Annotated in this window: 11 protein-coding genes; 3 read left to right on the top strand and 8 right to left on the bottom strand. The window is 77.9% G+C overall.

Annotated features, from left to right (window positions below; all coding sequences use genetic code 11):
* Positions 1-38: 38 nt before the first annotated feature.
* Positions 39-569 (bottom strand): hypothetical protein, encoded by a 531-nt coding sequence (locus tag D7294_RS05470; protein ID WP_120676034.1) that lies wholly within the window; start codon positions 567-569, stop codon positions 39-41.
* A 450-nt stretch (positions 570-1,019) separates the two neighbouring features.
* Between D7294_RS05470 and D7294_RS05465 the strand changes: the two genes are divergently transcribed.
* The gene (locus D7294_RS05465) at positions 1,020-1,532 is read left to right on the top strand and encodes an ATP-binding protein (RefSeq protein WP_120676032.1); all 513 of its coding nucleotides are present in this window, start codon (positions 1,020-1,022) and stop codon (positions 1,530-1,532) included.
* On the opposite strand, the gene D7294_RS05460 is transcribed toward D7294_RS05465, so the two are convergent.
* The 7 genes from D7294_RS05460 to D7294_RS05430 all read right to left on the bottom strand — a co-directional run bounded on the left by D7294_RS05460 (position 1,519) and on the right by D7294_RS05430 (position 14,302).
* The gene (locus D7294_RS05460) at positions 1,519-2,766 is read right to left on the bottom strand and encodes a phthiocerol/phthiodiolone dimycocerosyl transferase family protein (RefSeq protein WP_120676030.1); all 1,248 of its coding nucleotides are present in this window, start codon (positions 2,764-2,766) and stop codon (positions 1,519-1,521) included. The two genes, D7294_RS05465 and D7294_RS05460, sit on opposite strands and share 14 nt — an antisense overlap.
* A complete protein-coding gene (locus tag D7294_RS05455) occupies positions 2,763-3,575 on the bottom strand; it encodes a methyltransferase domain-containing protein (protein WP_120676028.1) in 813 nt (270 codons plus the stop codon). Before D7294_RS05455 ends, D7294_RS05460 begins: the two co-directional genes overlap by 4 nt.
* Before the next feature lie 44 nt (positions 3,576-3,619).
* Positions 3,620-4,372 carry an SAM-dependent methyltransferase gene (locus D7294_RS05450; protein ID WP_120676026.1) on the bottom strand — a complete coding sequence of 251 codons (753 nt, stop codon included), beginning with the start codon at positions 4,370-4,372 and terminating at the stop codon, positions 3,620-3,622.
* Between the two features lie 439 nt (positions 4,373-4,811).
* Complete coding sequence (locus tag D7294_RS33625; RefSeq protein ID WP_158674569.1) at positions 4,812-7,883, bottom strand: helix-turn-helix transcriptional regulator; 3,072 nt, start codon at positions 7,881-7,883, stop codon at positions 4,812-4,814.
* 360 nt (positions 7,884-8,243) lie between these two features.
* Positions 8,244-11,663 carry a ferritin-like domain-containing protein gene (locus D7294_RS05440; protein ID WP_120676021.1) on the bottom strand — a complete coding sequence of 1,140 codons (3,420 nt, stop codon included), beginning with the start codon at positions 11,661-11,663 and terminating at the stop codon, positions 8,244-8,246.
* A complete protein-coding gene (locus D7294_RS05435) occupies positions 11,660-13,144 on the bottom strand; it encodes a flavin monoamine oxidase family protein (RefSeq protein WP_120676019.1) in 1,485 nt (494 codons plus the stop codon). The genes D7294_RS05440 and D7294_RS05435 overlap by 4 nt, the downstream gene beginning before the upstream one ends.
* A gap of 333 nt (positions 13,145-13,477) precedes the next feature.
* Positions 13,478-14,302, bottom strand: coding sequence for an IclR family transcriptional regulator (locus D7294_RS05430; protein WP_158674568.1), 825 nt, complete (start codon positions 14,300-14,302; stop codon positions 13,478-13,480).
* 283 nt (positions 14,303-14,585) lie between these two features.
* Here D7294_RS05430 and D7294_RS05425 point away from each other — a divergent pair, with 283 nt between their 5' ends.
* Together D7294_RS05425 and D7294_RS33620 are read left to right on the top strand one after the other, a co-directional pair.
* The gene (locus D7294_RS05425; RefSeq protein ID WP_120676015.1) at positions 14,586-16,169 is read left to right on the top strand and encodes an SLC13 family permease; all 1,584 of its coding nucleotides are present in this window, start codon (positions 14,586-14,588) and stop codon (positions 16,167-16,169) included.
* A 96-nt stretch (positions 16,170-16,265) separates the two neighbouring features.
* Positions 16,266-18,398 (top strand): MmgE/PrpD family protein, encoded by a 2,133-nt coding sequence (locus D7294_RS33620; protein ID WP_120676013.1) that lies wholly within the window; start codon positions 16,266-16,268, stop codon positions 18,396-18,398.
* Positions 18,399-18,532 lie beyond the last annotated feature (134 nt).

The raw sequence follows: 18,532 nt of genomic DNA, 5'->3' as shown, positions 1-18,532 counted from the left end.
GCCGGCCGCCCCGCGGGCCCCTCCCCCGCGGGCCGCGGTCAGGCGGTGGCCTGGCGGGCCCGGCGCGGGGCCCCGGCCCCGGTCTCGGCCGGGGCGGCGACGTGTTCGGCCACGAGCTCGGCCAGCCTGGCGGCGTCCGGGGTGTAGGGGGACACCCGGATCGTTCCGCCCTCGGTCAGCCGCACGCGGCAGACCGTGTCGCGGCCGGCCAGCCACAGCAGCGGGCGGGCGCCGCGCACCACGGTGACCGAGGCGACCTTCTCCCAGGGCACCGCCTGCGAGTAACCGCCGCGCCGGTGGACCAGGCCACGCTCGCGGACGGCGAAGAGCTCGGTGCCGAGCCGCCTGTGGTCCCTGGCCCCCAGCACACCGCGCAGCAGGGAGAGCAGGCCCAGCAGGAGGAGGACGGCGGCGGCGTAGGCGGGGGCGGCCGCGAAGGCCACGGCGCCCGCCACGACGAGGACGGCGCCGAGTACCAGCGCGCGCACGGCCGCCCGGCGCCGCCTTCCGGTGTCCGTCCTGTGCTTGCTCAGCAGCTTGCCCAGTGCTCTCTCGGTGGATGAGGCCATCGTCGTTACCCCGGATACTCGATTCTCTCGCCGACTCAGGGACATGCGGGCCGAGAAGGGACCAAGGCGGCCGAACGCGCAGGAACGCGCCCGGACGTGGAGCGAAAGGGGAGCGGTCCCCAGGGCCCGACGAACGGATGCTAACCAGCCGTTCGTGAAAACGGCATAAGCAGAACGCGCCGACTCCGGGCGGCCCGCGCCCCGGAGCGCCCCGCGCCCACCCCGCCCCACCCCGCCCCACCTCGCCCCTCCTCTCCCCTCCGCTCAGATTTCGCCCGCATAAGGCCAGTTGGCGGCGTTTGCCGGAGACCTCGCCGGGCACCCGAACCGTACGGCCGGAGCGGGCCGCGGAAGGGCGGCCAGGCGGTGCGCGAAACAGGGCAAAGTAGGGCGAAGACCGAAAAGAAGACTGAAAAGAAGACCGAAAGAAGGGCGAAGAAGGGGGCCCTGATGAATGTGCCGGACGTGGGGCAACGGAAGGGAGCCGGGCGGGCCGCTCCCGCCGATCACCGGGAGCAGGTGGTGACGGGCGCCAGGGCCGTCGCGCGCCGTTTCCTGTCCGTCATGTCTCCGCCGCCGCGCGCCGAGGACGTGGACTCGGTGCTGCTCGTGGTCTCCGAGCTGGTGACCAACGCGGTGCGGCACGCCGGCGGGCTGACCGGGTTCCGGCTGCGGGCGGTGACGCCGGACGCGGTGGAGGTGGCGGTGCAGGACGCGAGCCCCAGGCCGCCGAGGCCGCGCCCGCTCGATCCGCACACCCCGGGCGGCTTCGGACTGCACCTGGTCCACGGCCTCGCCCACTCGGTGCGGACCGGCCCGGGCCCGCGCGGCGGCAAGACGGTCACCGCCGTCGTGCCCTGCGCCCGGGAGGCACCCGCCCGCCGGGCCCCCGGCGGAACCGGGCGCGGCTCCCCCGTCCCCGGCGGGCCCCTCGCCGGCGGGCCGGTCGTCAGCGGGCGCTGAGCTCCGCGGCCAGGGACCGGGTCGCGGCGGCGAGGCGCCGGATCTGGCCGTCGGTGTACCAGGCGCGGCTGAAGGGGAAGTCCACGTGCAGGCTCCCCCGGTAGCGGGTGACCACGGCGAAGACCATCGGCATGCGGGTCAGCGGGAGCACCTGGAGGCGCGCGGCGCGCGCCGGCTCCGGCAGCGAGGGGCTGTCGATCTCCCCCAGGTTGGTGACGAACAGGGAGGCGGGGCCCTGCGCCGTCAGGTGCGGGAAGGCCGCCACCTCCCGCTCCGCGGTCCCGGCCCGCAGGTGCGCGCGGATCGGCCCGGCCAGCCGGTGGGCCAGGGACAGCGGGTCGCTGCCCCGCGCCACGTCCAGCCGCACCGGGAAGCCGGAGGCGGCCGACTGGATCACCTCGTTGGGCACCGGCGGGGACAGCCTGCGCCGCAGGTCGACGGCGACGCCGCAGCTCACCGGCAGGGCGCCGTCCGCAGGTTCGAGCGAGGGCCGCAGGGCGGCGAGCAGGAGGCCGCAGACCAGGGTGTTGACCGTGAGCCCGGCGCGGTGCGCCAGGCCGGTCAGCGCGGCGGTCTCCGCGGGGCTCAGCTCGGCGCGCGCGGTGCCGAACCCCGGGTCGGGCCCGGGCCCGCCGTCCACGGCGGCGGCCGGCGCGAGGCGCGCCGGGGGCCGTTCCGCCTCCTCGGCGGCCCGCCGCTCGGCGTAGGCGCGCAGCTCGCCGGGGGCGCAGCGCCCCTCAAGCTCCGCCTCCAGGGGGCCGGCGAGCACCGGCAGGACGGGCGTGAGGTCGGGGTCCTTGCCCGCGCGGGCCGCCGCGTACAGGGCGAGGAACTCCTGCTGCACGGCGACCACGCACATGCCGTCCACGCAGGCCCGCGGGAACGCGGCGACCAGGTGGCGCCCCCGTTCTGCGGGGCCGGTGACCAGCGTGGTCCGCAGCAGGGGGCCCGTGGCCCAGTCGCCGCGCTCCCCGATCGCCCGGGCGAGGTCCCCGCCCCGGTGCAGCCGCAGCGGGACGGGGGTGGGGTCGATCCGCAGCACGCCCTCGCCGCCGCGGGCGAAGAGCCGGCCGCCGAGCACCGGATAGCGCCTGGCGAGGTGCCCGAGAGCCGTCTCCAGGGCGTCCTCCGCCACTTCCCCGCGCAGCTCCCACACGGTCACCACCCGCATGTCGCCGGCGAGCATGGCGGCCTCGTGCGGCGACAGGGCCCGTTCGAGCGGCGCGGCGCTCACCGGTCCCCGCCCCTCGTGGCCACCGCGAAGACGCGGCGGAAGGGGAAGACGGTGCCGCAGGCGGTGACCGGGTACGCCGCGCGCAGGCGCTCGCGGTAGGCGGCGAGGAACTCCCCCGCGGCCCCCGGTTCTCCCACCAGGGCGTCGAGCACGGGCCGCATGCCGGTGCCGCCGATCCACTCCGCGAAGGGGTCAGGGCCGGGCAGCACGTGCGCGTACGTCGTCTCCCAGGCGTCCACGGCGAAGCCGAGCGAGGCCAGGCGGTCCGCGTACACGGCCGGGTCGTGGACCCGCAACTCCCGCAGCACGCCCCGGCCGAGCCGGTCGCGCCAGCGGGGGCTCGCGCACAGCTCGCGCAGGGCCGCGTGCCCCGCCGAGGCGGCGTTGTCCGGGAGCTGGAAGGCGAGGACGCCGCCGGGGGTGAGGGTGTGGGTCCAGGTCTTGAACAGGTCGAGGTGGTCGGGGACCCACTGGATCGCGGCGCTGGACACCAGCACGTCCACGGGCTCCCCCGGCGCCCAGTCGGCGAGGTCGGCCCGGCCGAAGTCGAGGCGCCCGCCGCCCGGCGTGGGCCCGGCGAACCGCTCGGCCTCGCGCAGCCGTTCCGCGGAGTTGTCCAGGCCGGTGACGTGCGCGCCCGGCCAGCGCTCGGCGAGGAGGGCGGTGATCTCCCCGGACCCGCAGCCGAGGTCGACGACGCGCGCCGGGCCGCGGGCCGGGTCGGGGACGTGGAGGAACAGGTCGTGGAAGGGGCGGGTGCGCGCGGTCGCGGCGCGCAGGTGCCGCAGGGGGTTCCAGGCGTCGGGCATGGCGGGCCTCCGGTGGGTCGCGGGGTGGGAAGGGGCGGGCGGGCTCAGGGCTTGCGGCCGACTCCGCCCACGACGTCGGCCACCAGGCGGGTCCACTCGGCGGGGTAGTGCTCGCTTCCGTCGGGGCGCCAGGAGGTCACCGGGACGACGCCTGGGTCGAGGAGTTCGAGGCCCGCGAAGAAGCCCGCGATGCGCTCGGGGCTGCGCAGGTGGTAGGCGAGGGGGGCGGCGGAGTTGTGCCTGGCCTGGAGGGCGCGCCACTCGGGCTGGGTGTCGCTCAGGTCGTGGGCGAGGAGGTGGCTCCCGGGGGGCAGGGCGGCCAGCAGCTCCCGCACGATGCCGCGGGCCCGGGCGTAGCCGGGCACGTGCCCGAGGATGCCGCTGAGGACGAGCGCCACCGGGCGCGACAGGTCGAGGGTGGCGCGGGCGGCGGCGAGCACGTCCGCGGGGCGGCGCAGGTCGGCCTCGGCGTAGGCGGCGGCGCCCTCGGGCGTGGAGCGCAGCAGCTCGCGGGCGTACCGGACGGTGGCCGGGTCGTGGTCCACGTAGAGGACGCGCGCCTCGGGTCGGGCCGCCTGCGCGATCTGGTGGGTGTTGCCCGCGGTGGGCAGCCCGGAGCCCACGTCGAGGAACTGGGTGACGCCCGCCTCGCGCGCCAGGTGGCGCACGGCCCGGGTCAGGAAGTGGCGTGTGGTGCGGGCGCGTTCGACCACTCCCGGGTGTTCCAGGGAGAGCCGGTCGCCGGCGGCGCGGTCCACGGCGAGGTTGTGGACGCCGCCCAGCCAGTGGTTCCACACCCGCGCCGAGCTGTGGCGGGCGGGGCCGTCCTTTGCCGGCGGCCCCGGGGGGCGCCCGGCGGCTCCGGCTGGTCCGGCTGCCCCGGCTGGTCCGGTCGGTTCTGTCGTCTCTGTCGTCTCTGTCGTCTCTGTCGTCTCTGTCGTTCCTGGCGCTGCGCTGAGGTGTGCCGCGTTCGACGCGTACCTCACGTCCTGACTCGTCACGACTCGCATGCAAGCAGTCGCGTCCGGTGAGGGACAAGGCCGGTCACGGGGTTCTGCGCGGTCGCGCGGGGTCCCGGGGGCCGGGGGCCGCGGCGGGCGCGCACCGGCCGCGCGCGGCCCACCCGCCTGCGCGGGGCCCCGGCCCGCGCGGGCCGGTGGGCGGCGCGGGCCGGGGCCCGGGCGGCGCGGCCGGTTTCCTCGGCGGGCGCGGGGGGCGGTGCCCGGCGCGCTCGCCTCAGGCCGTCTCCCTCGGCTCCTCGGCGAGGCCGGGGTACCTGCGCACCAGATCGATGCGCGACTGCACCTCCAACTTGCGGTAGATCTGCCGCAGATGGAAGCCGACGGTGTGCGGGGAGAGGAACAGCTGGCCGGCGACCTGGCGGTTGGTCAGGCCCTGCGCGACCAGCGCCGCGACCCGGCGTTCGGTCCCGGTCAGGCTGGCCCAGCCGGAGGCGGGCCGCTCGGCCTGCGTCCAGTGCCTGCGCCGGATGCCGAGCCGGCGCAGCCTGCGCCGCACCCTGGCCTCGTCCCGCTCGGCGCCGCACCGCGCGTACCCCGCCAGCGCCCGGTCGAGACCGGCCACCGCGCCCGCCCGGTCGCCGCGGGTCAGCGCGCCCAGGTCCTCCTCGGCGGAGGCCCTGGCCCAGGGGTCGCGGTGGAGTTCGGCCGCGCGCCGCAGGGCGGCCTGGTCGCGTTCCCGCACCCCGCGGGCGTGCGCGGCGGCGGCGAGCAGGGCCGGCACCTCGGGGCTGGCCGCGGCCAGGAGTTGCGCGGCGCGCGCCGTCTCGGCGGCCCGTTCGGTCTCGCCGCGTTCCGTCTCCGCCCGCACCAGCCAGGCCGCGGCGGCGGGTTCCGCCACCAGGAGGGCACGCAGGCCCTGCGGGTCGGCGTGCAGGCGGCCGAGCGCGGCGCCCAGTCCTTCCGCGTCGCGGCGCGCCGCGGCGATCCTGGCCGTCAGCCACGCGGCGCAGGCCGGCGCGGCACGCCCCGCCGCCGCCTCCCCGCACTCCCCCGCCAGGGCCTCGGACAGCCGGGCCGCCTGCTCCTCTGCGGCCGGGAGGTCCCCGCGCCGCAGCGCCACTTCGGCAAGCACCCGCAGGCCCAGCGGCCTCAGCTGCGGCAGTCCGGCCTCGGCCGCCGCGGCCAGCCCCGCGGTGGCCAGGCCGCGCGCCTCGTCGAGGTCGCCGCCCGCGAGGGCGAGCGAGGCGCCGAGGAGGGTGCGCAGGCCCAGGAACACCGGCCGGCCCCCGGCCGCCGCCGCCCCTTCCGCCCCGGCGGAATCGGCGGTCCCGGCGGAATCGGCGGCCTTGGGACGCGCGTCCCGCCCGGGCCCCGCGGCGGAGCCGGCGGCTGCGGGGGGCGCCGCGTGCCCGGCGGGCCCGGGGGAGGCGAAGTGCCCCGCCTGCCCGGCGTGTTCGGTACCCCAGGCGGTGCCCCAGGCGGCGTCTCCCGCGGCGTCCTCGGCGTGCTTCGCCTCCTCGGCGAGCGCCCCGAGCAGCGTCGTGGCCTCGGTCGTCTCCCGGAGCCAGGTGAGCATGGCGGCCAGGGCCAGCCGAGGCGGGAAGGGCGAGCGGTCCTCGCCGCCGGCCGCGCCGGCCGGGGAGGCGGAGGCAGCCGCGCCGGCCGAGGCGGGGTGGGCGGCGGCCGGGGCCGGTTCCGCGGCGGCGCGGGCCAGCCGCAGGGCCTCGCCGACGCGGCCCGCGCCCCACTGGGCCCTGGCCAGCGCGCACAGCAGCCCGGGGGACGCGGCGCCGCGGCGCTGGATCTCCCGGCGGATCTCGCGGGCGGCGGCCTCCGCGTCCAGGGCGGCCAGGGCGTGCAGCCGGACCAGGAGGAGGCGTTCCGCCAGCTCCCGGGTCCTGCCCTCCCCCGGCTGCCGCAGGGCCGCCTCCGCCACCGCGAGGGCCCGCGCGGGCCGCCCGCCGAGCAGCAGGGCGACGCCCAGCCCGTGCCGCAGGGCCGCGGCCTGCCGCCCTGGCGGCACCCAGCCGAGCGCCTCCTCGGCGAGGGCGGCGGCCCGGGGGAGGGGGCCGGAGCGGGTCAGCGCCTCGACGGCCACCCGCGCCAGCTCGGCGCGCACCGGGTGGCCCGGTTCTGCTATCTCCAGGCCGCGCTGGGCGAGTTCGAGCGCGGCACTGGGCCTGGTCGCGGCGGCGGTGGTGGCCGCGGAGCACAGCACGGACACCGCGCGGGCGTCGCCGCGGCGGGCGCCGTGCACCAGGTGTGCCGCGGCGGGGAGCACCCCGCCCTGCCGCGCGAGGAGCATCCGGGCCGCCTGCCGGTGCAGGGCGCCGCGCAGCGGGGCGGGCAGGGTGGCGAGCAGCGCCTGCCTGACGAGTTCGTGGCGGAAGGCGAGCACGTCGCCCTCGCACCGCATCAGCCCGGAGGCGAGGGCCTCCTGGAGGGCGGGCAGCACGGCGGCCGTCGGCTTGCCGAGCATCCGGGCCGCGTCCTCGGGCACGCAGGCCCTGCCGAGGACGCTCGCCACGTCGAGCAGCAGCCGGGTCCCGGGGGGCAGGTCCGCGACCCGGCGGCGGACGAGCGCGGCGAAGCGCCGGGGCGGGCGGCCCTCCGTGGCCTGGGGGGTCAGGCGGGCCCTGCCGTCGGCGACCCGGGTCCTGCGCTCCTCCCGCAGGCCGTCGAACAGCGCGAGCAGCGCGGCCGGATTGCCGTCCGCGCCCTCGGCGTAGGCGAGCAGTTCGGGTTCCGGCTCGGCGCCGAGCCGGTGGGCGGCGAGTTCGGCGACGGCCCGGGAGGGCAGCGGGCCGAGCGGCGCGGGCTCGGCGGCCCCGGCGTCCCGCAGCGCGGCGAAGAGCCGTTCCGCCGGGCACGGCCGGCGGGGTTCCTCCGTGCGCCTGGCGAGCACCCACACCACGGGCCTGGCGGCGAAGCGGGTGACGAGGGAGTGGAGCGCGGCAGCGGCCTGCGGGTGGGCCCACTGAAGGTCGTCGAGGGCGACCAGGAGGGGGCCGCGCCGCAGCCGCTCCTCGACGCGGCCTTCGAGCAGGGCCTCCTCGCCGCCCTCGTCCCGGCCCCGGTCCCCGGCCGGGGGCTGACCGCCGCGGCCGAGGGCGGCGGTCAGCGGGTGCAGGGGCAGGGCCAGGTGGTACGCGTCCGCGGCGCCGAAGGCGACCGAGAAACCGGTGCCGAGGGCCGCGGTCGCCGCCTCGTGCAGCAGCCTGCTGCGCCCGGTGCCCGCGGCGCCCTCGACCAGCAGGGCGCCGCCGCGCCCCGGCCCGGTGCGCGCCGCCTCCAGCAGGTGCGAGAGCAGTGCCCACTCCCGCTCGCGGCCGGGGAGCCGGGGCACGGCCGGGGCCAGGACCCGGGGCCTGGCGTTCGGGGCGCCCTGGGCGGCGGGGCGCGGGAGCGAGGGCGGCGGCGGCGCGGGCCGGGTGGCCGGCGGATGCGGGAACGGCGACGGCGAGGGTGGCGGTGACAAGCGGAGTCCCCCGAATGGTGATCATGTCGGTTTACCTCATCGTCATGCCATACGCAGATAGCAGTCAATGATCAACGAATGCGGACAAACGGGCGACGGATGACCACTTCGAGCGCGTTGACGCAGGATCAGTCATCGGCTCGCGGACTCCGGGCCGCGCCCCCTCCCGGACCGCGCGCGCCCGGCCCGCCCCCGCCCCCGCCCCCGCCCCCGCCCTCAACGCTGTCCTCACCCCGCGGCCTTCCCGAACCGGTCCGCGTAGAAGCGCATCAGCTCCGCCACCCGACCCGGAAGCCCCGGCAGGGCGTCCGCCCGCTCGGCGAGCCTGGCGAACCCGAGGCCGAGCGCCCGCCGTGCCACGTCGGGGCGGGGGATCGCCCCCGGCTGCTCCGCGAGTTCGAAGGAGGGGCCCGCGGTGCGCCCCGGCCGCCCCGAGGGCAGCGTCACCAGGTGCTCGGCCAGGGGCCGCAGCATCCCGGTCATCACGTCGATCGCCGCGTTCATCAACTCGGAACGCCGCAGGCTCGCGTCCGGCGTGGAGCCGAAGTGCTGGAGGAAGAGCCGGCACATCAGGAAGTAGGCGTCGTTGAACACCCGCAGCGCGGCCCGGGCTTCCGGTTCCTCCACCGGCTCCTGCGCCGGGTTGCCCGGGTGCAGCGTCGGGTTGCGCAGCACCGGGTAGGCGGGCGACCAGGGCGGGCGGCGCACGCCCCGCTCCCGCCGCGCCGCCGCCCCGTGGTGCTCGGCCGTCAGCAGGTCGGAGATCCGCAGGAAGGTCTCGTAGTGCGACTCCTCCTCGTGGTGCCGCTCCCCCGCCCCCGGCAGGACGTTGCCCTCGCCGTGCTCGGTGACGAAGTCGATGGCGAACAGGGCGCTCGGCACGTCGTCCACCTCCAGCTGGTAGTCGGGGTGCGCCGCGTTGACCGACTCCCGCATGAACAGGTGGTGTTCGCCGCCCCCGCGCCCGCGGTCCACCAGGAAGAGGCCGGGCACGGTGGCGATGCCCTCGCGGATCGCGGCGTACAGGTCGCTGAGCGACTGATACGGATAGGGCCGCCCGTCCTCGTGGCGCCCCGGCTCCTCCCCGGCGAGGCCGGGTCCCGCGCCGTGCGGCTGCTCGATCGCGATGAAGCGCTGCACGCTGCCCAGGCCGAAGCCCTCAAGGCACAGGTCGAGGGGCACCCGCAGCCGGGAGTTGACCGTCCCGAAGTCGATCGCCGGCAGGTGGAAGGGCAGGCCCATGGCGGTGATGATGTTGTTGATCACCAGGAAGTGCACCATCTCCTCCCTGGCGACGTTCAGCAGCAGGCCACGGATGCCGCCGTGGCGCGTCTCGCCGCCGTCGCCGCAGGCCAGGTCCAGCTGCCCGGCCGTCCACTGCCCGCGCCGCACCAGCTCGGCCCCGGCCTCGTGCGGCGGGATCGACCAGGCGGCGTACAGGTACTGGAGCATGACGGCGAGTTCCACCGCCGCGGCCTCCCGCAGCGCCTCGTGCACCGCGCCGCGGGTGGTGAGGGCGCCGGGGCGCGGGCGCCGCGGCACCAGCAGGGGCGGCCGGCGCCGCTTGGCCTCCTCGCGGCGCAGGTAGGCGAGGAGCAGTGCGGCCTGGGGCCGCGTCATGTCCCTGGTGGGCGGCATGAAGTAGGTGCGCCCCCGGTTGCGCGGGTCGCACATCAGCCAGACCAGCCGTGCGTACGTGGCCACCTTGCACTCGTCGGCCAGCGCGAAGACCTCGTCCGCCATGAAGGAGTACAGCAGCTCCCACGGCGCGAACACCTCCCGGTAGAGCAGCTCGAAGGTGACCTCGTCGGGCGGGATGTCCGCCAGGTGCCAGGTGTCGGGCAGCACCCGCACGTCCACCGCGCAGACCGCGGGCCAGTAGCCGAGCCGGTCCTCGTTGTCGTAGGCGCGGGCCGCGGAGCCGGGCTGCGCCGGGTCGCAGGGCGGCTCCTCGCCCGGCGGCAGGAGCAGCAGCCGGGTGGCGCCCGGCTCCGCGCACCTGAGCGCCAGCCGTCCCCGCCCCTCCTCGTCGGTGTCCAGCAGGCAGGACGCGGCCCACTCGCCGGCCCCCGCCCGGCCGGGCCCGCTCCCGGCCCCCGCCCCGCCCGGCCCGTTGGCCGCCCGCTCCTCGCCGGCCCCGTCCCGGGGGCCGGCCGGTTCCCCGGGAGGCCCGGCCGGGCGCACGTCCACGATCCGCACGTCCCCGCAGGCGGCCAGGCCCCCGGCCGTCCGCGGATCGGCGGGCAGCGCCCTGGGGTTGAAGAACTGCAGCGCCCGCAGCCCCGGGACCGGGGCCGGGCGGCCCAGCCGGTAGGTGCGGAACGCGACCTCGACGGCGCCGTCCCCGCCGGTGACGGGGCGGGGCGGTTCGAGGAAGAGGGCGGAGTCGTCGGCCCGCACCACCGTCTCCTCCTCTTCGAGCAGCACCCGGCGCCGCTCCCCCGGCGGCGCGCCCGTGAGGAGCAGCGGCTCGTCCGGCACGGCCCCGGCCGCCAGCGCGGCGGCCACCTCCGGCTCGGTGGGCACGGTGACCAGGCCGCCCGTGGCGTCGGTGTCGCCCAGGTACGCCTCGCGCGGCACGCGGGCCACCAGCCGCCCGGAGTCGCGGGTGCACAGCCGGAGTTCGCCGAGGTCGAGGCGCGGGCCGAGCGCGTGCACGGGCCCGGGCCCCGGCTCGGCGGCGCGGCGGGTGTGGGGCACGGCGGTGACCAGGTCGAGGGTGGTGTGCCCCTGGGTGAGGTGCACCGCGGCGTTGTGCAGCGGGGCGGGCAGTCCCGCCCGGCGCGTGGCCCGGCCGGTCAGCAGCCGCCCGGCCGGGCAGGTGCGCTCCTCGCCGGGCAGCCAGGGGGCGATGGTGCCGCGGACCTGCCACACGTCGGGGGCGTCGGGGACCTGGGGCGTGGCCATGTTGAACAGGGCGAACCGCACGACCAGGCCCCGGGCCCCGCCCTCGGCCAGCCGGGCCCGCAGCCGCCGCGCCGCCCTGGAGGAGTCGGCCTCCGGGAACCACTCCAGGCCCTCGCCCACGGCGAACTGGTGGACCACGGAACGCCGGAAGCGGCCGGCCAGCGGGTGCGCGCCCACCTCCAGGACGTGGCGCGCGTTCTGCCAGCGGGGCGGCTGGTACCCGGTGACCCCGCCCGCGGCCAGGTAGCCGACCTCGTGCGACCTGCCGAGCCTGCCGAAGCCGAACCGGCCGACCATCACCGTGGTGGTCCACTCGGAGGCCGGGTCCACGTCGAAGACCCGGGCCCGGTTGACGGTGGTGGCCAGGTGGTCGTTGTAGTGGCCCCACAGGTCCACGTGCCGCCCGACGACCGGGTCGTGGGTCTCGGGGCGGCCCGGCTCGGCCTCCCAGCCGGTGACGGTGGCGTCCACCCAGAAGTGGCCGTTGCCGCCGAAGTTCCAGCCCTTGACCGTGCCGAAGCGGCCCTCGGGGGTGAGGCGGCCGTCCGGCTCGAAGCGGGCGCCGAGCCCGTCGAGGTGCTCGTGGTACTCCCGGGCCGGCCGCTCCGGTGGGAACGGCAGGCCGTCGGCCGTCAGGGCGCGGTTGCGGGCGAGGTCGTAGCGGCCGCTGCGCGGCCCGGTGGGCAGCCGGGTGCAGGCGGTGCCGGCGAAGTGCAGCCGGGGCAGGTCGAAGACGCTCACCGCGCCACCCGCAGGGTCGCGTCCACGGCCGCCACCGCGCCCAGCGCGGACTCGATGGCCCCGTTGATCCAGGCCGGGGTGGTGGAGCAGTGCTCCCCGGCGAAGAACAGCCGCCCCTGCGGGCGGGCCGCGCGCCGCCGCTCCTCGGCGCGGCGGGCCGTGTCCCCGCCCAGGGCCCAGCGCAGCGAGGTGCAGCCGTTGCTCCAGCGGTGGCTCCCCCAGGCGATGCTCGCCGCGCCGAGCACCGCGCCCGGCTCCTTCAGCTCCGGGTGCAGCGGGGCGAGTTCGTCCACGAGGGCGGCGTGGCGGGCCTGCTCGGGGAACTGCCCGAGCAGGTCGGCGTCCTCCGCGATGGCGTAACTCCCCAGCAGCGCCGCGCCTTTGGCGGGATCGCCGGAGGGCGGCGGATAGTAGGTCTGGCGGGTCCTGCCGCCGGTGGCCGAGGCGCCGCCGCGGATGCCCTCGCGCGTCCAGAACGCCTCCCGGCAGTGCAGGGCGATCTTGGTGGCCGCGGCGTACTCGACGCTCTCGATCACCGCGCGCTTGTCCGCGTCCAGGCCGGTGAGGCCCAGGCCGCGCAGCACCGAGAACGGCAGGGTGCACACCGCGGCCGGGTGCCTGCGGACCATCCCGTGCCTGCCGTGCCGCAGCGTGAGGCGGACCCGGTCGTGCCCGGCGTCCAGGGCGGTCAGCTCGCGGCCCAGCAGGATCGGGCCGCGCAGCCGCCCGGCGAGGCGGTCGGTGAGCCGGCCCATGCCCCCGGCCAGGCACGTGAGCCCGGTGCCGGTCTCCAGGAGGAGGTCGTCCAGGAAGCCCTGGAGGCGGGGGCTGCACTCCGCGCGCAGCTCGGGGTGGTCGCGGAAGACGGCGCCCAGGTCGATCCGGTCGGCGCGCGGGCCCCGCACGTACGGGGCGAGGTCGGCCCGGTCGGCGAGCCGGAGCAGCACGGGCAGCTCGGCGGCGGCGAAGCCGTCGCGCAGCCCGGCCGGTCCGATGGCGCGGACGGCGGCCGTCAGCCAGGCCCCGAAGAGCACGGTGGCGCGCCGGTACCCGTCGAGCGGGAGGGTGCGCCGCAGGTCGGCGGCCAGGGGGCCGGCCGCGTCCCTGACCCGGACGAAGCCGCCCGAGGTGGACAGGTAGTTGTTCTCGTCGCTGAGGATCGTGTGGAAGGGGCGCAGCGCGGGGCCGAGGCCGAGCCGGTCCACGTAGGCCAGCGTCAGCGCGTGTCCCGGCGGGATGCGCATCGCGCCCAGTTCGGCGTAGGGGGCGTCGGGCGCGCTGCCGAAGCGGTGGGTGTAGATCCGGCCGCCTATCCGCTCGCTGCCCTCGTACACCGTCACCCGGTGCCCGCGCGATTCGAGTTCGTACGCCGCGACCAGGCCCGCGATGCCCGCGCCGAGGACGGCGATGGTGTGCTCTCCTGCCTCCCCTGCGGCGCCCCGGGCGGCCGCCTCGGGTCCCACCTGCGTTGATGCCCACATGGCATTCGACTGTGCGGTTCGGGGGCCGCCCGCCACATCCCCCGCCCGGCCAGCATGCGGCCGCGGAATGCGCCGCGGCGGCGGCCCCCCGCCCGCGCGGCCGGGACCGACCCCGCGCGACCGCGTAGCCGCGGGGCCGTTGCCCGGGGCACGCGGCGCGGGGAGCCGGGCCGCGCGCGGGGGCGTGGTAGGGGGGTCGGGGGGTCGGGCGCCGGAGGCGGGGGTCGGGCGCGGCCGACGAGGGGTCAGGCGCGGGAGGCGGGCGGGCCCCCACGGGAGCGCGGCGGGGTGCCCCTGCTGGGGGGCGCCGTCGCGGAAGGGCCGCAGGGCCCCTCAGTCCGCGCCGTCCGCGACGCCCCCTGCGTCCCCGGGCTCGTGGCCGAGGCGGGAGGAGAGCCTGGCGGCGGCCTCCTGGGCGAGCGGGGCCATGGCCACCAGCTCCGGCCTTCCGGCACGCACCGCGGGCACGGAGACGCTGAGCGCCGCGGCGACCTCGCCCTTGTGGTCGCGGACCGGGACGGCGAGGGCGACCACGCCCCGCACCCGCTCCTCCAGCGAGATGGCGTAGCCCTCCGCCCGCACCCGGTCGAGCTCCGCCGCGAGTTCCTCGGCGGCGGCGGGCTCGGCGCGGCCGAGCGCGGCGACCACCTCGGCGGCGACCCGGCCGGGCGCGTGGGCGAGCAGCAGCTTGCCGGGGGCGCCCTGGTGGGGCGGGCGGGAGGCGCCGAGGTCGGTGTACGTGCGGCGCAGCGGCTGGAGGGACTCGACCTGCGCGATGGTGCGGCGGCTCGGCAGCGCGTCGAGGATGTGCAGGCCCACCGTCTCCCCGGTCCGATCCCGCAGCCAGGTCATCACGGGCGGCGCCTGGACGTCGAGGGAGAGCTGGTCGCGGGCCGCCTCGGCGAGGCCGAGCAGCCTGGGCCCCAGGGAGTACGCGGTCGAGCCGGGGACCTGGGCCAGCATGCCGTGCGCGGCCAGGGCGCTGACCAGCCGGTGCGTCGTCCCGCGGGTCAGGTCCGTGTGCCGCGCGAGCTCGCTGATCCCCAGGACGGGGCGCGCCCGGGAAAAGGCCGTGAGTATCGCCACCGCCCGGTCGATCGACTGCACCCCGGACGGGCGGTCGGACGTGGGCACAGCCTCGTCTGCCGATGCCGTCACGCCGCTCAGCTTAACCCCGCCCGCCGGCGCCCCACGTTCCGCTCCCCACATCCCCCTTCGCATCCCCGTTCGCTTCCCCCCTGCTCCTCCCCATGGCGGCGCGGGCCCTGCCGGGGGGCGGCACGGGCGGCGGACCAGGGGAGTTCGCCCCCCGTCCACCCGAAGGCCACCCGCGGGCCACCCGGATTTTCCCGCGGCGCCCCCCTTGCCGCCCCGGGATCGACCCCCTAGGGTGCCCACGATACGGAACAGCGTGTCACGATCCGGGCAGCACGGAGGACCCATGAAGACCGAGGACCGCACCGGCGCGGCAGCCTCGACGAGCGCGGCCGCCTCGCACACCGTCGACAGGCAGGAACGTTTCGACCTGATCCGGGGGCGCCTCGGCCTCGCCCTCGGCCCCCTCGCCTTCGCCCTGGTGCTGGTGTGCGCCCAGGGCCTGGTGTGGGAGCAGCGGGCGCTGGCGGCCGTGCTCTCGCTGGTGGTGATCTGGTGGGTCAGCGAGGCGATACCGCTGGCCGTGACGGCCATCCTGGGCATCGTCCTGTGCGTGCTCGTCGGGGTCGCCGACGAGGACACCGTCTTCAGCGCCTTCGGAAACGACACGATCTTCACGTTCCTCGGCGGCTTCGTGATCGCCCGCTCCATGACGGTGCACGGCCTCGACCGGCGCATCGCGCTGCGGGTGCTCTCGCTGGGCGGGGTGGTCCGCTCGCCCACCCGCACCGTGGTCGCCTTCGGCGCGATGTCGGTCCTGATCTCGGCGTTCATCTCCAACACCGCGACCGTCGCGATGCTGTTCCCGATCGGCATCGGCATCGTCCGCGCGGTCAGCGCGATCAGCACCGAGAAGGGCGGCCCCGACCTGCACGGCTCGCGCTGGTCCACGGCGCTGATGCTGATGATCGCCTACGGCGCCTCCATCGGCGGCCTGATCACCCCGATCGGCGCCCCGCACCAGCTCATCGGCCGCGACCTCGTCGAGGAGCAGACCGGGAAGACGATCAACTTCGTCGAGTGGGTGCTCCTCTTCGCCCCGATCGTGCTGGTCATGTTCGCGGCCCTGTGCCTGATCCTGCTGCGCCTCAACCGCCCCGAGGTGCGCGAGCTCAGCGGCGCGGAGGCGTATGTGGCGGGGCAGCGCGCCGAGTTGGGCCCGTTCGGCCGCGGCGAGGCGAACACCTGCGTGGCCTTCGCGCTGGCCGTCGTGCTGTGGACGGCGCCCGGCATCGGCAGCCTGGTCCTCGGCGACGACGCGGGCCCGGTCACCTGGATGCACGACCACCTGACCGAGGGCGTCGCGGCCATCCTCGCGGCGAGCGTGCTCTTCCTGCTGCCGCTCGCCGGCGGCCGGGGGGCCGGCGGCCGGCGCGCCGCCCGCCGCGCGCCCACGCTGACCTGGGCCGAGGCCGTCAAGATCGACTGGGGCGTCATCCTGCTGTTCGGCGCGGGCACCGTCATCGGCTCGCTCTCCTCCGAGACCGGCCTGGCCGACACCCTCGGCACCTCACTCGCCGACCACCTCGGCGTCTCCTCGCTGGTCTCCCTCACCGTGCTCGCGGCCGTGGCGGGACTGGTGATCTCCGAGACCACGAGCAACACCGCGAGCGCGGGCATCGTCGTGCCGATCGTGGTGCCGATCGCGGCCGCCGTCGACGTCAACCCGCTCATCCCCGGCCTGGTCGCCACCGCCGCCGCGGGCTACGGCTTCATGCTGCCGGTCTCCACGCCGCCGAACGCCATCGTCTACGGCTCCGGCATGGTGCCGATGACCAAGATGCTGCGCAGCGGCTTCGTCTTCGACCTGATCGGCGTCGCCATCCTCGTCGCCGGCGTCCTGGTGATGGCGCCCCTCGTCGGCGTCTGACCACCCGCGGCCCGCGCCACCGCGCGGGCCGCGGACTCCTCCGCAGAACCACCCCGGAGTCCTCCGGGCCGACCCACGCACCAAGGAAAAATCCTGATGTCAGCCCCGTCAGCCCCCGCAGCCCCGTCGACGCCGTCCGCCCCGCTCGGCCGGCTCGCCCGGCTGCTCGCCTCCCACAGCAGGTCGCCCCTGCCCGCCGACGTGCGCGAGGCCGCCCGCCGAACGCTGTACAACGTCCTCGCCACGGCCGTCGGCGCCGCCCGCGAGCCCGCGACCGACCTCGTCGTGGCCGCGCTCGGGGAGCTGGGCACCCCCGGCGCACCGGGCGGCGGCCGGGCGCTGGTACCGGGGCGCGCCGAGCGTCTCGCGCCCCTCGACGCCGCCCTCGCCACCGGGATCGCCGCGCACCTCGACGACTACGACGACACCCACCTGCGCACGGTCATCCACCCGGGCGCGGCCTGCCTCGGGGCGCTGACCGGCCTCCAGGAGGAGATCGCGGAACGCGACGCCGAGGAGATCCTGGGCGCGTTCGCCTGGGGCGTGGAGGCCCAGCTCAGGCTCGGGGTCTCCGTCTCCCCCGCGCACTACGACGCCGGCTGGCACATCACCGGGACCTGCGGCGCGCTCGGCGCCGCGGTCACCGCCGGGCTGCTGCTCGGCCTGGACGAGACGGCCCTGCGCACCGCCCTGGAGTGGGCCGTCGAGGACGGCCTCGGCAACCGCGAGGGCTTCGGCTCGATGACCAAGCCCTACCACCCGGGCAAGGCCGCGGTGGCCGGGCTGCGCGCGGCGCGGGACGCCGCGGCCGGGCTCGGCGGCCCGGGCGACACCCTCACCGGCCCGCAGGGCCTCGCCCACCGGCTGGCCGGCGGCGCCTTCGAACCGGCCGCGCTGCTCGACGAGATGGGCGAACGCTGGGAGTTGCTCGACAACACCTTCAAGCCCTACCCCTGCGGCATCGTCACCCACCCGGCGATCGAGGCCGCCGAGGCGCTGCACCGGCCGGTGGCCGAGCACGGCGGGCCAGGGGCGGTCACCGCGATCCGGCTGCACTGCCACCCGCTGGTGCCGGAACTCACCGGCACCATCCAGCCGGCCGACGGGCTCCAGGCCAGGTTCTCCACCGCGCACGGCATGGCCGCCGGGCTGCTGCTGCCCCGGGTGGACCTCGGCGGCTACGCCACCGAGGTCGTCGTCTCCGCCGCCGCCGGGCGGCTGCGTTCCCTCGTCGCCTTCCTGCCCGAGCCGGAACGCGGCCGGGACTCGGCGCGGGTGGAGGTCGCCATGGCCGACGGCGCCCTGCTCGTCCACGAGGTGGCGCACGCCCGCGGCAGCCTGGCCCGCCCGCTCACCGAGGAGGAGCTCGGCGTCAAGGCCCGCGGCCTGGTGGAGCGGGTGCTGCCCGGCGGCACCGGCGCCCTGGAGGCCGCCGCCCGCGACCGGGGCCCCGGCTACCTCGGCCGGCTGCTGCGGGCGGCCGTCCCCGCGGACTCCGGCGACTCCCCCGCCCGGGCCGCGCGAAAGGCCGCGGCCGGCGCCGGGGAGCGGCCCGCGGCCGCCGGGCCCTCCCCGGACGTGGCGCTCGCCGAACTCCTGGCGACCGCCGCGGACGTGCCCGGGGACCACCGGCACGTCAAGGCCGCCGCCGCCCTGCTCGACGAGGCCGCCGGGCTGCCGTCGGCCGCCCCCGCGGCGGACGAGCGGGCACGGGCCGGGGCCCTCGCCGCCGCCCTTGTCGCCGCCGGGCGGCGGCCGGTGGTGGCCGCCGCCGTGGCGGCCTGCGCCGCGCCCGGCCTGCCGCGCGCGGACGGGGCGCGGGCGGTGGCGCTCGCGCTGGCCGTGACCTCACGCCTCGCCGAGCGGCTCGACGTGCCGGTGGACCGGCTGCCCGGCCTCGCCGCGACCCTCGCCTCGGCCGCCGCCCACCGCCTGCCGCCCCGGGCGGCCCTGGCGGCCTGCGGCCTGGCCGGAACCAGGACCACCGGCGTCACCGGCACCACGGCCTCCCCCGCGCTCGACGCCAGGCGCGCCCAGGTGGCGGCGGCGGAGGCCGTGGAGTCCACCGCCCTGGCCCGCCACGGCTTCACCGCCCCGGCCCGGCCGCTCACCGGCCGCCGCGGCCTGCTGAGCCTGCTGGCCCACCGGCCGGAGCCCGACCCCGCGGCCGGGGACCCGCTCGGCGAACCCGCCCTGGACGCCCTCCTGGACCCGGCCCCCGCCGGCTGACCCGGCGCGCGGCGCCCCGGCCGGGCGGCGCCCGCCCCCGCGGGCGCCGCCCGGCCGGGGCGGGCGTCAACTCCCGTCAACGCCCGGGCACTCCGGCATCCCGTCGGAGTATTCGATCAACGACCCAGCAGATG

The organism is Streptomyces hoynatensis (assembly GCF_003626535.1).
GTDB lineage: Bacteria > Actinomycetota > Actinomycetes > Streptomycetales > Streptomycetaceae > Streptomyces > Streptomyces hoynatensis.
This window is presented reverse-complemented; position numbering and strand designations above follow the sequence as displayed.